General features: G+C 38.0%; 12 protein-coding genes. 3 read left to right on the plus strand and 9 right to left on the minus strand.

What is annotated here, in order from left to right:
- The first annotated feature begins 5 nt into the window (after positions 1 to 5).
- A complete protein-coding gene (ppx, locus tag ABD909_RS08320; RefSeq protein ID WP_345097456.1) occupies positions 6 to 1,517 on the plus strand; it encodes an exopolyphosphatase in 1,512 nt (503 codons plus the stop codon).
- Between the two features lie 283 nt (positions 1,518 to 1,800).
- Here ppx and rnd read toward each other — a convergent pair whose 3' ends face one another.
- Positions 1,801 to 2,955, minus strand: coding sequence for a ribonuclease D (gene rnd / locus ABD909_RS08325; RefSeq protein ID WP_345097457.1), 1,155 nt, complete (start codon positions 2,953 to 2,955; stop codon positions 1,801 to 1,803).
- A gap of 140 nt (positions 2,956 to 3,095) precedes the next feature.
- Here rnd and aspS point away from each other — a divergent pair, with 140 nt between their 5' ends.
- Both aspS and parC read left to right on the plus strand, forming a co-directional pair.
- On the plus strand, positions 3,096 to 4,886 hold the full coding sequence (gene aspS / locus ABD909_RS08330) for an aspartate--tRNA ligase (RefSeq protein ID WP_345097459.1): 1,791 nt from the start codon (positions 3,096 to 3,098) through the stop codon (positions 4,884 to 4,886).
- Between the two features lie 587 nt (positions 4,887 to 5,473).
- Positions 5,474 to 7,723: a DNA topoisomerase IV subunit A gene (parC, locus tag ABD909_RS08335; RefSeq protein WP_345097460.1), complete on the plus strand. Its 2,250-nt coding sequence runs from the start codon at positions 5,474 to 5,476 to the stop codon at positions 7,721 to 7,723.
- Between the two features lie 101 nt (positions 7,724 to 7,824).
- Here parC and ABD909_RS08340 read toward each other — a convergent pair whose 3' ends face one another.
- From ABD909_RS08340 to ABD909_RS08375, 8 genes are all read right to left on the minus strand, one after another.
- Positions 7,825 to 9,081: a multidrug effflux MFS transporter gene (locus ABD909_RS08340; RefSeq protein WP_345097461.1), complete on the minus strand. Its 1,257-nt coding sequence runs from the start codon at positions 9,079 to 9,081 to the stop codon at positions 7,825 to 7,827.
- A 69-nt stretch (positions 9,082 to 9,150) separates the two neighbouring features.
- Positions 9,151 to 9,483, minus strand: a complete 333-nt coding sequence (gene grxD / locus ABD909_RS08345) for a Grx4 family monothiol glutaredoxin (RefSeq protein ID WP_345097462.1) — start codon at positions 9,481 to 9,483, stop codon at positions 9,151 to 9,153.
- Between the two features lie 99 nt (positions 9,484 to 9,582).
- On the minus strand, positions 9,583 to 9,816 hold the full coding sequence (locus ABD909_RS08350; RefSeq protein WP_345097463.1) for a BolA/IbaG family iron-sulfur metabolism protein: 234 nt from the start codon (positions 9,814 to 9,816) through the stop codon (positions 9,583 to 9,585).
- A 62-nt stretch (positions 9,817 to 9,878) separates the two neighbouring features.
- Positions 9,879 to 12,089, minus strand: coding sequence for a phosphoribosylformylglycinamidine synthase subunit PurL (purL, locus tag ABD909_RS08355; RefSeq protein WP_345097464.1), 2,211 nt, complete (start codon positions 12,087 to 12,089; stop codon positions 9,879 to 9,881).
- Positions 12,090 to 12,402: 313 nt separating this feature from the next.
- Positions 12,403 to 13,074 carry a phosphoribosylformylglycinamidine synthase subunit PurQ gene (gene purQ / locus ABD909_RS08360; protein WP_345097465.1) on the minus strand — a complete coding sequence of 224 codons (672 nt, stop codon included), beginning with the start codon at positions 13,072 to 13,074 and terminating at the stop codon, positions 12,403 to 12,405.
- 12 nt (positions 13,075 to 13,086) lie between these two features.
- Complete coding sequence (gene purS / locus ABD909_RS08365) at positions 13,087 to 13,326, minus strand: phosphoribosylformylglycinamidine synthase subunit PurS (RefSeq protein ID WP_345097466.1); 240 nt, start codon at positions 13,324 to 13,326, stop codon at positions 13,087 to 13,089.
- Between the two features lie 80 nt (positions 13,327 to 13,406).
- Positions 13,407 to 14,171 (minus strand): phosphoribosylaminoimidazolesuccinocarboxamide synthase, encoded by a 765-nt coding sequence (purC, locus tag ABD909_RS08370; protein WP_345097467.1) that lies wholly within the window; start codon positions 14,169 to 14,171, stop codon positions 13,407 to 13,409.
- A 182-nt stretch (positions 14,172 to 14,353) separates the two neighbouring features.
- A complete protein-coding gene (locus ABD909_RS08375) occupies positions 14,354 to 14,902 on the minus strand; it encodes an alpha/beta hydrolase (RefSeq protein WP_345097468.1) in 549 nt (182 codons plus the stop codon).
- Between the last annotated feature and the right edge of the window lie 40 nt (positions 14,903 to 14,942).

The raw sequence follows: 14,942 nt of genomic DNA on the forward strand, positions 1-14,942 counted from the left end.
ATCTAATGACATATATAAATGCTCAGGGACGGATTAAAGGGTGTAAACCTATCGCTGTTATCGATATTGGCTCAAATTCTGTTCGGCTTGTTATTTATGAAGGTCTTGTCCGTTCTCCAGCAGTTTTATTTAATGAAAAAGTTCTCTGTGGTCTCGGACAAGGTGTGGCAAAAATTGGTTTTTTAGAAGAAAAATCAATGAAAATGGCGCTGCAAACATTGAAACGATTTCGTGCGCTTTGTCAACAAATTGGAGCAGATGAAATCTATACACTCGCAACAGCAGCAGCGCGAGAAGCAAAAAACGGATCAGTATTTATTCAAAATGCTGAAAATATCTTACACAATAAAATATCTCTTCTTTCAGGAAGTCAAGAGGCTGTTTATTCAGCATACGGGGTTATTTCTACTTTTTACAAACCCAAGGGTATTTCTGGAGATCTTGGTGGTGGAAGTCTGGAGCTTATTGATATTGATGATTCTGCAGTAGGTGAGGGGGTAACACTGCCATTGGGTGGTTTACGCCTACAATATATGTCCAATAATGATATTGCTATTGCCGCAAAAATTGCTCATGAGCAGTTTGGTCAATCTGCTGCCCTTTGTAAGGGAAGGGCACGTTGTTTTTATGCAGTAGGGGGAACATGGCGTAATTTGGCAAAACTGCATATGGTGACCAAACATTATCGGTTACCTGTTATGCACGGCTATGAAGTTGATGCAGCTGAAATGAAAGATTTTTTGCGTTTTGTTGTGAGTGGCAATATTGATAATATGAAAGGAATTACGGCTATTTCAAAAAATCGCCGTCAGCTTTTATCTTATGGGGCTATCATTCTGATGGAACTTATTCAGTCTATGGGATTTGAAAAAATAGTTTTTTCGGGAGCGGGTGTTCGTGAAGGCTTTCTTTATTCACGATTGCCACAAGAGATTCGGATGTTAGATCCTCTCATTGCGGCATGTACGGAAATGGCTATTTTACGAGCGCGTTCACCAAAACAGGCAGAAGAACTCATCGATTTTACGACAAGTGCCTTTAAAGCTTTTGGGATTCTCGAGACTGAAAATGAATACCGTTACCGCAAGGCTGCTTGTCTGCTTGCAGATATTGGTTGGCGCATACACCCAGATTATAGGGGTAATGAGGCGGCCAATCGGATAGCACTAGGATCATATCCGGGAATTTCTCATGAGGGGCGTGCTTATGCTGCTCTCGCTGTTTTTTTTCGCAATACAGGTTTATTAATTGATGAAGAATCTCTTCCTATTTTCCAACTCGCAACTAAAACTCTTATTGAGAAAGCAAGTCTTCTTGGTGAGACTATGCGGATTGCTTATCTTTTTAGTGCTTCTACTGCAGGCATTTTACCTCATTTATCGTGGCATAAAAAAACAGATCATGTTGTCTTGTATATTCCGAGGCGTTATGCTGATTTATTAGGAGAACGTCCTCTCAATAGGTTGAAAAAATTATCAAAAATAATAAAACAGCCTCTGTCTTTTGAAGTTTTTTGATTCTTTATTCTATTGGAGTTGTAAAATTTATTGCTCTATTGTTCGCTATAAGAGTTGTCCTACAAATTCATTTTTTAGCTTTTTAGTTAGTGAGATAGGCTTTTGATACAGCATTTATTCATTTATTATTGTAAACAGAATTGCTATTTTTAGATCTCTTTTGATATACGATCTTCGTATTTAGTTGAGATTCCTTAGAGTTTCATTATTATTTTAAAACAAGTATTGATTAGATTTAGGTGTGATAATTTTAGAATGCAAACGTTGAAAATTTTTTTGTAAATTAAAGCTGTTTTGTGTTTATTTTTCCATTGTCAAAATAAAATCCTATTTGTCCTTTTAGCACTTGTTCGGCTTTTTGCCCAAATATTTCATAGCGCCAGCCATTCATAGCGGGGATATTTTTCTTTATACACCCATTGGCAATTTTTTCTAAGTCATTGGCATTTGCAATAACTTTGGGTGCAATACCATTTTCATTTGCAACGAGTTTTAATAATACTTTGAGAAGGTCAATAACAGCAGTGGATTTTTCATTGAGAGGATTATATTGGGGAAGGGGAGGTAAAGTGGCAAGATCAACCTCTAAGCCCTCGTGGATAGCTTGGATTAATGTTTGTGCTATTGAGAGTTTATTCCAGTTTTTGTTCAGACTGCGTAAACGTTTTAGAGCCATTTCATCTTTTGGCTGTTGGGTCGCGATTTCGATCAGGCACTCATCTTTCATGATATGACGGCGTGGAATATTATATTTTCGTGCTTTACGTTCACGCCAAGCTGCTATTTTTTGTAATACGGCAAGTTCACGTGGTTTTTTGATTTTGCCTTTTACTTTTTTCCATGCCTCATTTTCTGGCATATCATAGGTTTTGGGGGATAAAAGGATTGCTATTTCATCATTCATCCAGTGGGTGCGTTTGTCTTTTTCTAGCTGCTTTTTCAATAAGAGGTAAACGTCTCTGAGGTAGGTTACGTCAGCAAGCGCATAGAGTAGCTGTTTTTCGGAAAGAGGGCGGTAGCTCCAATCTGTAAAACGAGATGATTTATCAAGTTGATGACCTGTGCAACGTTGTACAATTTGATCATAGGAGATAGAATCACCAAATCCGCAAATTGATCCTGCTATTTGTGTATCAAAGAGAGGAGAGGGAATGATGCCTCCAAGATGATAAATCGTTTCGATGTCTTGACGTGCAGCATGAAAAACTTTAACAATTTTTTCATCGAGCATGAGATCAAAAAATGGTTGTAGATCAATATCCTCTGACATTGGATCAATGAGAGCTGTAGTGTCTGGTGATGCCAGCTGAATGAGACACAGTTGTGGCCAGAAAGTGGTTTCACGCATAAATTCAGTATCGATTGTTACAAAATCTGAGGTGCGCAGGCTAGTAAGTGCAATTTTAAGATCTGTTGTTTTTGTAATAAGATTCATCATGCCTTTTATTATAGCAAGATAAATTAAATTTGTCTTTTTTTGACTTTTTTTTTAAGTCTCTACCCTCATATCTTGACAAATGGTTATTAAAAAGCGTTTGTAGCGCATGTGGAATTTTAAAAATAAAGGCGAGAACTATTATGCATCGTTATCGCAGTCATAATTGCGCTGCTCTTCGTAAATGTGATGTAGGAACAAAAGCCCGTCTTTCGGGGTGGGTTCACCGTGTGCGTGATCATGGTGGAATCCTTTTTGTAGATTTGCGTGATCATTTTGGAATCACGCAGATTGTTGCCGATCCTGCTTCACCAGCTTTTAAAGTTATCGAAAAAGTACGTTCTGAATGGGTTATTCGTGTAGATGGGGAAGTGTGTGCACGTTCTGATGAAGCTATTAATACATCTCTTCCAACTGGTGAAATTGAAATTTTTGCCAAAGAGGTGGAAATTCTTTCAAAGTCTGATGAGCTTCCTTTACCCATTTTTGGCGAGCCTGATTATCCAGAAGATATTCGGTTAAAGTATCGTTTTCTTGATTTACGTCGTGAGACTATGCACAAAAATATCATGCGTCGTACAGAAATTATTTCTGCTATCAGACGCTCTATGCAAGAGAATGGTTTTACAGAATTTACCACACCACTTTTAACAGCTTCCTCACCAGAAGGAGCACGCGATTTTTTGGTTCCAAGTCGTGTCCATCAGGGAAAATTTTACGCACTGCCACAAGCACCCCAACAATACAAACAGTTATTGATGATGTCGGGTTTTGATCGTTATTTTCAAATTGCTTCCTGTTTTAGAGATGAAGATCCAAGGGCAGATCGTCTTCCAGGGGAATTTTATCAATTAGATATTGAAATGAGTTTTGTTGAACAGGAGGATGTTTTTGTAACAATGGAGCCCATTATGCGTTCTCTTTTTGAAGAATTTGCAAATGGAAAGCCTGTAACACAAAGTTTTCCTCGTATTTCTTATGATGAGGCAATGCGCAAGTATGGTTCGGATAAGCCTGATTTACGTAACCCGATCATTATGGAAGATGTCTCTCAGCATTTTTATGATTCCGGTTTTAAAGTGTTTGCTCATATTTTAGCAAATGATGAAAATGCACGGGTATGGGCTATTCCAGCGAAAACGGGTGGAAGTCGTGCTTTTTGTGATCGTATGAATGGTTGGGCACAAGGTGAGGGACAAGCTGGGCTTGGCTATATTTTCTGGCGTAAAGAACAAGGAAAGTTTGAAGGTGCTGGTCCTATCGCTAAAAATATTGGTGCGCAAAGGACTGAAGCAATCCGCACACAGCTTGGACTTGAAAGTGGTGATGCTTGCTTTTTCGTGGCGGGAGATCCAAAGAAATTTGCGTCTTTTGCGGGAGCAGCGCGGACACGTGTAGGAGAAGAATTAGGCCTTGTCGATTGCGAGTGTTTTTCTTTAGCATGGATCGTTGATTTTCCATTTTTTGAATGGAATGAAGATGAGAAAAAACTTGATTTTGCCCATAACCCTTTTTCTATGCCTCAGGGGGGGAAAAATGCTCTTGAATGTCAAGATCCTCTTGCTCTTAAAGCATTTCAGTATGATCTTGTTTGTAATGGTTATGAGATTGCATCGGGCGGAATTCGTAATCATTCACCAGAAATGATGCTTAAAGTTTTTAATCTTGCTGGTCTTTCTAAAGAGGTGGTAGAGGATCGTTTTGGCGCTCTTTACCGTGCATTTCATTATGGAGCTCCACCACATGGTGGTATGGCGGCTGGTATCGACCGTATTATTATGCTTTTGCAAGGTGTCAAGAATTTACGTGAGGTTGCTTTATTTCCTATGAATCAGCAAGCGCTTGATCTTTTGATGAATGCTCCATCAGATATCTCGTCTACACAATTGCGTGATTTAGGAATACGAATTGCTTCTACCACCAAAAATAGTTAATAAAGTTGATTGCTATTTTTCTCTTTACAGTAAAGTGTGAATGTTTTTAAATTATTGTATATGTTGTTATAAAAGACTAGCTGTGTGCTTTATTTAACATTTTAAACTTTGTAGGAAATTGCTCTGCAAAATCATATTGTTTAAGCTTGTGGTTTAAGGCATGTAAATTTTATACAAAAGCATATGATAGAGATTTAGGGTAAGGCTTTCCCATGGTGACTTATGAAGTGAATCGCGTGAAGTGGGCAGTTAAGTAAAGTTCGTCGAAAAGAAGCTGGATTTTTATAGATTAGCGATAGTGGGAAAATTTGTCCTTTTAGAATGGGGAGGAAGTTAAGCTTATTAAAGCGCTATAAGCTTAGAGAGTTTTTTTATTATTTGATATTTAGAGAAAGATTCATGATTAAGTATTTCTATGTAGAGTACTGACGCTTAGAGTGCGCGTGTAAATTTTTCAAATTGCTATAATTTTCTGTTCATGTTTTAATCATAGTGGTTATTTTTATATAGTCGATCCATACAAGATTGCACTGAAGAAATCTTATGAAATAATTGCTCATTATTTTGGGAATTGTTATCCTTATACTATGTCTGATAAAATGAATTTACCTTTTGATAAAGAGCATATTGAGCCAATAGAACTACGTTCTGCTTTACAGGAGCGTTATTTAGCTTATGCGCTTTCTACTATTACGCACCGTGCTTTGCCTGATGTCCGGGATGGTTTGAAGCCTGTGCATCGGCGTATTATTCATGTCATGCGTTTACTTAAACTTCATCCAGGTCTGTCTTATGCGAAATGTGCGCGGATTGTTGGTGATGTCATGGGAAAGTTTCATCCTCATGGTGATGCATCTATTTATGATGCATTAGTACGTTTGGCTCAAAGTTTTGCTGTTCGTTATCCTTTGGTTGATGGCCAAGGCAATTTTGGTAATATTGATGGTGATAATGCAGCAGCTATGCGGTATACAGAAGCACGTATGACTGAAGTGGCTGCTTTATTGCTTGAGGGGATTAATGAGAATGCTATTGATTTTCGTTTAACCTATAATGAAGAAGATGAAGAGCCGGTTGTTTTACCTGGTGCTTTTCCTAATCTTTTAGCAAATGGTTCATCTGGCATTGCGGTGGGGATGGCAACATCTATTCCACCCCATAATGTTGCTGAGCTTTGTGATGCAGCGCTCCATTTGATTGCCCATCCGGATGTAAATGATGAGGAATTAAATCAATTCGTACTCGGTCCTGATTTTCCGACAGGGGGCATTTTAGTTGAACCTAAAAAGAGTATTGAAGAATCTTATCGTGTGGGGCGTGGATTTTTTCGCTTGCGTTCACGTTGGCATCAGGAAACCGGTAGTCGTGGTTCTTACGTGATTGTTGTAACCGAAATTCCTTATCAGGTTCAAAAGTCACGTCTTATTGAAAAAACAGCAGAATTATTGCTTGCACGGCGATTGCCAATGCTTGAGGATATCCAAGATGAATCAGCAGAAGATATTCGCATTGTGCTTATTCCTAAAAATCGTACCGTTGATCCGGAGCTTCTTATGGAGTCTCTTTTTAAATTGACGGATTTTGAAGTAAGATTTCCTCTTAATCTGAATGTTTTATCTTTGGGAAAAATACCCAATGTTCTCTCTCTGCGTGAAAGTTTGCAGCAATGGCTCGAACATCGTCAGGAAGTACTTATTCGCCGTTCTCATTATCGGTTTGATCAGATTGATAGCCGATTAGAAATTCTTCATGGGTATCTTCTTGTATATTTAAATCTTGATGAGGTGATTCTTCTTATTCGTGAAGAGAATGAACCTAAAAATAAACTTATGGACCGTTTTCAATTAACAGAAAATCAAGCTGAGGCTATTCTTAATATGCGCTTGCGTTCTTTACGTAAGCTTGAGGAGTTTGAAATTCGTAAGGAATTTGAAAGTTTGAAAATTGAAAAAGAAAAGTTACAAAATTTGTTAGCTTCTCCTACAAAGCAATGGAAAATAATTTCAGGGGAAATCATAAAAGTTCGTAAAACTTTTTCTCCTGATACTCTTTTAGGGAAAAGGCGTACGACATTTGAAGAAGCTCCAAAGCATGATATTGATGATATCCATCAGGCCATGATTGAAAAAGAACCAGTTACGATTGTGATTTCTGAAAAGGGTTGGATGCGCGCTTTGAAGGGTCATTTGAATGATTATAGCGCATTTTCTTTCAAAGAAGGGGACAGTTTGAAATTAGCATTTTCGGCGTTTACCACAGATAAGATCGTTGTATTAAGTACGGGAGGAAAGTTTTTTGCTATTGCTGCAAATAATTTACCTGGAGGACGGGGGCATGGGGAGCCCATTCGTCTTTTAGTCGATATGGATGATGAGCACAATGTTTTGACAGCTTTCGTCTATAAGGCACAGGAAAAATTGCTTTTAATTTCATGCCATGGAAATGGCTTTATTGTACCTGCTATGGAAGTGATTGCTAATACACGAAAAGGAAAGCAGGTTATGAATGTTAAGCTCCCTGATAAAGTAAAGCTTTGTGTTCCAGTAAAAGGTGATCATGTTGCAGTGATTGGTGAAAATCGTAAAATGCTTATTTTTGCCATTGAACAAATACCAGAAATGAGACGCGGTAAAGGTGTTCGTCTCCAACGTTACAAAGAAGGAGGTATTGTTGATGCAAAAACCTTTTATTTATCAGAAGGTTTAAGCTGGCAAGATACAGCTGAACGCTGCTTTAATCGCTGTGCTGATGATCTTCTTGAGTGGATGGGAACACGTGCTGGTATAGGGCGTTTGGTGCCAAAAGGGTTCCCAAAGACAGGAAAATTTATTAATTAAATCTTACAGTATATTTAATTCTCCAAATTATAAGCATAAAAGAGAGAGCTTTATATGGTTTTATTTCTGTGAGGCGCTTATTAACCTTTTCGTAGCAGCATTTATTCGTTAGGATTATGATGATATTGTCTAAAAAGGTGTCCACGTTCGGCCCATAAGACAAGAAGTATGGCGATGATACTGAGAAAGAAAAATGCAGCTGAATTGGGTGTTGTTGTTTCGTTAAATTGTTGTGCAATAAAAAAGCCAAGACCTGTTGCGATAGATGTCTGGAGAAAACCTGATACAGAAGATGCTGTTCCAGCAATTTCACCTACGGATTCGAGAGCAAGTGTATTGAAATTGGCCATAATGCCTCCGCAGGCAAACATCAGTATACAGAATAGCAACATATAAAAAGGAAATAGTATAACGCCATCTGTTAAGAGGGAGCAGATGAACCAGATACATGAAGTGGTGCAAAAGAGAAAAAGCATCGTATGGGCGATGCGTCGCATTCCAAGGCGTCCAACAAGTTGAGAATTTAAAAATGATGAGAGTGCCTGAAAAGCAGCGCCGATGGCAAAGGCAATCGGAAACCAGAGGCCTAGGTTATAAATTCCTTCATATGTTTGCTGTGATGTGTTAACAGAAGTAAAAATACAACCTAAAATAATGGAAGTTGCTAGCGTGTAGCAAAGTGTTGTTCGATTGCTTATGACAATCCAGAGGTTATGCTTGATTGAAGTGAAAGAAAGAGAACGTTGTTCATAAAGCGTTTCGGGTAAGCGTAGTTGAATCCAAATCATCAGCCCAAAACCAATTAATGCCATGAAGATAAAAATAACTTGCCAGTTTCCAAACAATAAAATGAATTGCCCGGTTGCTGGACCAATCATCGGTGCAATGAGAAAAATCATCATGACAATAGACATAACTTCTGCCATTTTTCGACCACTATAAAGATCGCGTACAACAGAAACTGTGAGAACACGCATAGCGGCTCCTCCTATACCTTGCAAAATACGCAAGAAGAGTAACAGAGAAAAATTGGCGACAAAGGCACAACCAATGGCTGCAAATGAATAAAATGCAAGGCCAGTGAGTATAAGCTTACGACGTCCATAACGATCGCTTATTGGACCAAAAAATATCTGTGTTATGCCATAGCTCATCAGATAACCAGAAATAATATAATGTTGATCATTTTCATTAATAACATGTAAGCTATTCAAAATATCAGGCATGGCCGGAAGCATAATATCAACAGCTATAGAATTGATAGCCATAAGCGCACCAATGAGAATAACAAATTCTTTATAGCCAATTTTTTTTCTTAGCGCGTCACTATGCGCTTGTTCGTCGACTGAATATGACATACGGCATCCTTGAAATAAAAATTTCGACTGAACAATGCTCTATAAGAATCTAAGTAAAATAAAAGATACCTATGATTTATTGCAGGGAATATTCTTTTCTTTTAGAAATTCTTGCAACTCATTATTTTGAAACATTTCTTTTACAATATCACAACCTCCAACAAATTCACCTTTAATATAGAGTTGGGGAATTGTTGGCCAATTTGAATAGTCTTTAATTCCTTGACGTAATTCATGAGAAGCTAAGATATTGATTCCTTTATAATTTAACCCTAGATAGTCAAGGATTTGAACAACTTGTCCTGAAAATCCACATTGTGGAGCATCGGGTGTCCCTTTCATGAATAAAACGACATCATTTTTTTTAATTTCGTTGTCAATGAAATTATAAATAGCGGTCATTCTTTATTCCTCGATATTGCAGATTTCTACAAATGTACATTTACATTCATCCTGTTTTTTAATCGTATTGCGTGAATGGATGCAAGAAGAAATTTTAAATTATTTGGGAATATTCGTTTGCAACATTAAAGCATGAAGATCATTACCCATATTACCTTTAAGGGCATCATAGACCATTTTATGTTGTTGGATACGGCTTTTCCCACGAAAACTTTCGGAAATAACTTCAGCAGCATAGTGCTCTCCATCGCCAGCAAGATCACGAATTGTCACAATTGCATCGGGGATGCCTTTGCGAATAAGTATTTCAATTGCATGAGCACTCATTGCCATGATTATCCTCCTTTAATTTATTTTTGTGAATATAGAACAAGTAAAAAGAGGCAAAAAACTCTTTATTTTGCACTCATAAATTGCGGAAACCAACTTTCATAGGCTTGTGTGAGTTTATCTACTGAAAGTGTTAATATTCCATCTATATCAAGAGTATCTCCTTCAACAATACCAAGTTCTGTTAAAGAAACTGCGTTTGTTTGGGCTAGTTTTTTTAAGCTGTCGAGAGCATGAGGTTTAACGCTTAAGAGATAACGCGCTTGATCTTCTCCAAAAAGTTCCGCATGAGGCAGTTGTTTGTTGCTTAATTTGGCTTTGATTCCCTTACCTGATTGAATAATCATCTCTGCAAGTGCTAGGGCTAATCCACCGTCAGAAATATCATGAACGGCATGAACAAAACCATGATGAATGACATCTCTCACAAATTGTCCATGCTTTTTTTCAAGCTGTAAATCCACATGAGGTGGGGCACCTATCGTGATATTCAGAATGTCATGTGCATAGATTGATTGTCCTAAATGAGAGCCACAAGCTCCAATCAAAACAATACTGTCTCCATTTTGCATGCCATTGATTGTTACCATTTTAGACCAATCAGTAAGAAGACCAACACCAGCGATTGTGGGCGTGGGAAGAATTGCTTCCCCATTGGTTTCATTATAAAGAGAGACATTTCCTGAAACGATAGGAAAATCAAGATTTCTGCAAGCTTCACCTATTCCTTTAATGGCAGATACCAATTGTCCCATAATTTCAGGCTTTTCAGGATTACCAAAATTGAGATTATCTGTAGCTGCTAAGGGCATTGCACCTGTTGTACTGATGTTGCGCCAACATTCTGCAACAGCTTGTTTCCCCCCTTCATAAGGATCAGCTTCACAATAACGAGGTGTTACATCCGAGGAAAAAGCAAGGGCCCGTTTGTCGCTATAGCTTACACGGACGACTCCTGCATCACCTCCTGGACGAATAAGTGTATTTCCTTGGATAAGTGTATCATATTGTTCATAAACCCAGCGTCGTGAACTTTGATTGGCAGAATTCAATAATGTTAGGAGTGCATCACCAAGATTCTCAACCTTTCCAATTTCTTCTGCTTTAAGAAATGCCTTTTTTATAGGCTCACTCCAGGGACGATCATACATAGGAGCTTCATTTCCGAGCTTTTTGATGGGAAGATTGACGACTTCTTCTCCTTGATGGAAGATACGAAAACGTAAATCATTGGTTGTTCTGCCAATAACAGAAAAATGAAGCCCCCATTTATGAAAAATAGCTGCTGCTTGTTTTTCTAATTCTGGTTTAAGTATCATGAGCATGCGTTCTTGGCTTTCAGAAAGCATCATTTCATAGGCCGTCATGTTTTCTTCACGAACAGGAACTTTATCAAGATTAAGATGTATTCCTAAATCTCCTTTTGCTCCCATTTCAACTGCAGAAGATGTTAAACCTGCTGCTCCCATGTCTTGAATAGCAACAACAGCTTTTAACTCCATGAGTTCTAAGCAAGCTTCAAGAAGGCATTTTTCTGTGAAGGGATCACCAACTTGGACAGTAGGACGCTTTTCACTGATTGAATTATCAAATTCGGCAGAAGCCATTATTGCTCCACCAACGCCATCACGCCCTGTTTTGGCACCAAGATAAACAACAGGAAGCCCTATTCCTTGCGCTTTTGAGTAAAAAAGAGAGTCTATCTTTGCAATACCAGCGACAAAGGCGTTGACAAGGATATTGCCGTTATACCGCTTGTCAAAATTTACTTCTCCACCAACAGTTGGAACGCCAAAAGCATTGCCATAACCACCGATTCCAGAAACAACACCAGTAACAAGATGGCGTGTTCGAGGATGATTGGGGGCTCCAAATCGTAATGCATTCATAGCAGCAACAGGGCGAGCACCCATTGTAAAAACGTCACGCAAAATGCCTCCTACACCTGTTGCAGCACCTTGATAAGGTTCAATGTAAGAGGGATGATTATGACTTTCCATTTTGAAAACGACACATTGACCTTCACCAATATCAACAACACCAGCATTTTCGCCAGGTCCTTGAATGACACATTTTCCTTCTGTTGGAAGAGTCTTAAGCCATTTTTTAGATGATTTGTAGGAACAATGCTCGTTCCACATTGCAGAAAAAATTCCAAGTTCAGTAAATGTTGGCTCTCTTCCAATTAAGGTGAGAATATGTTGATATTCGTCTTCTTTTAGGCCATGTTCGGCAATTAATTTTGGTGTAATAGTGACGTTATTGCAAGGATTCATGAGTATTTTATCCGTCAAATTAATCGAAATTTAGCATCTTTATTGTTTGAAATCTAGCGGCTTAAATTATAGGTAATGGCTGTTGTTTGATAAGATAAAAGTTTATAAACCAATAATGGAATTGCTATGGAAATGCTGGTTATTTGCTTGAGAGATCCAAAAACCATAAATGGCTTTTGAAGAAGCTTTTGTTTGTTTAAAAAAGCATACTCCATTGTGTGCGTAAAATATTTGATTGGCAAATTTGCAGGGTGAGAGATGATACAGACTTTTGACTTCAAGACAGTGAGGCAGCATAAAATTTTCTTTGTCATCATCCATTTGCCAATTCTAAAGCGCTTTGGAAGAGTAAACGACCATCAGTACCACCATGTGCGGGCTCAATGAAATTTTCAGGATGAGGCATCATACCAAGAATATTACCAGCCTTATTGACGATACCGGCAATATCATTCATTGAACCATTAGGGTTTGTGTTTTCTGCATAGCGAAAAACAATTTGCTCATTTTCTTCTATTTCTTTTAATGTTTCATTGTCGACAAAATAATTTCCATCGTGATGTGCAACAGGGCAACGAATAATTTGCCCTTTGGAATAATAGTGAGAAAATCTCGTGTTGGCGTTGACGATTTCGAGCTTTATTTCACGACATACAAATTTTAATGAAGCGTTACGCATTAAAGCTCCAGGTAATAAACCTGCTTCCAACAAAATCTGAAATCCATTACATATGCCAATTATTGTAACACCTTTTTGTGCTTTTTCATGGACAGCTTGTAAAATGGGTGTTCGTGCACCGATAGCTCCACATCTCAAATAGTCCCCATAAGAAAAACCACCAGGGATCACAATGACATCTACATCTGGAATTGTTGTTTCTGTTTGCCAAATTTTTAATGGCTCAATTCCTGTTATATGATGTAATGCCGCAACCATATCTTTATCGCGATTGAGTCCAGGTAATTGAATGATGGCAGTTTTCATGAAGAGCTCCACTTAAAGAGATTCTATAGTGTAATTTTCAATAACAGTATTTGCGAGTAACTCTTCACACATTTGTTCAAGTTTTTGCTTTGCGGTTTCAGAAGGCTGATCATCGAGCACAATATCAAAAACTTTTCCTTGGCGAATGGAGTGAATACCTTCAAAATCTAAACTTTTTAAAGCACCGACAATTGCTTCTCCTTGTGGATCAAGAACACTATTTTTTAAGGTAACTGTAACGCGTGCTTTCATTTCTTCTTTCCTGTTAACAAAATTTCTCTCCTTGAGAGGCGTATCAATAAAAGTAAGGTGATATAATATCACTTGGTTGTCTATTTTACTAAAACAGGACCACTTGGTCGCGGTGGATCATTTTCATTGATAATCCCAAGACGCTTTGCAACTTCTTGATAAGCATTAATAAGTCCCCCCATATCACGCCGAAAACGATCTTTATCCATTTTTTCTCGTGTTTGCATATCCCATAACCTAGCAGAATCAGGAGAGATTTCATCAGCAAGAACAATGCGCATTGTTTCATCTTCCCATAAGCGACCAAATTCCATTTTGAAATCAATAAGTTGAATATTAATACCTGCAAAAAGCCCAGAAAGAAAATCGTTAATACGAATCGAAAGTTGCATAATATCTTCTACTTCTTGGGGAACAGCCCATCCAAAGGCAGTGATATGTTCTTCCGTTACCATAGGATCATCGAGAGAATCATTTTTGTAATAAAATTCAATGATAGATTGTGAAAGGGCTTTTCCTTCTTCCAATCCTAAACGCTTAGCAAGAGAACCCGCAGCAACATTGCGAACAACAACTTCTAAAGGGATAATTTCAACGGCTTTAATGAGTTGTTCGCGCATATTTATACGCTTGATAAAATGTGTTGGGATACCCAAACGGTTAAGATGGCTGAAGATATGTTCCGAAATGCGGTTATTTAAAACCCCTTTTCCGTCGATGATTTCATGCTTTTTTGCATTAAAGGCAGTTGCATCATCTTTAAAAAACTGAATATAGGTTCCTGGTTCAGGTCCTTCATATAAAATTTTGGCCTTGCCTTCATAAATACGGTGGCGACGATTCATTATGCTTCTCTATTGATTTGAGAGGTTTTAAGTAACACTGATAAGTAATGCTATCCTAATTGATAAAATTTCTCAATGATAGCTATAACACTTTCTAACGTTTTTGTCATTGCTGCTCTTGTCTAATAAGGAATAAAACTACATACATGAAGTTTCAAGTAAAGATGATTGTCTCTCTTGAATTAAATTTTTGCAAGAAAATGGGAGAATACCATAAGCCCTTCGGGCCAAGGTCCATGTCCAGATTCTACATTAATGTGGCCAGATTGTCCTGCATCAACAAAGAGAGATCCCCAACCATTGGCAAGTTTTTCTGCTACTGAGAATTGACAAAATTCATCATTTCGGCTGGCTATCACAACAGAGGGAAAAGAGAGTTTTTTACAATGATAAGGACCAAATGTCATTAAATGTTTGGGACGTATTTTTTCATTGCTTACATCTGGAGGTGTAACAAAAAAAGCGCCACAAACTTTTTCTGCATTTTGTAGGGTTGCATGAAGAGCTGTGGGAACTCCTAATGAATGAGCAATAATCATAACGGGCTTTTGAGCTTGCGCAATGGCGATTTTAACTGCATTAACCCATTCTTCAAAAACAGGTTTTGACCAATGCATTTGTTGAACACGGCGCGCTGTAGACAATTTTTTTTCCCATCGTGTTTGCCAATGATCAGGACCAGATCCTTTGTAACCAGGCACAATAAGAATATCGAGTTGGTTTGCTTTCATGAATTGTTTCTTTCATTATCACAGTTTTGTCTCATAGGAA

Source organism: Bartonella acomydis, assembly GCF_039543025.1.
Taxonomy (GTDB): Bacteria; Pseudomonadota; Alphaproteobacteria; order Rhizobiales; family Rhizobiaceae; genus Bartonella; species Bartonella acomydis.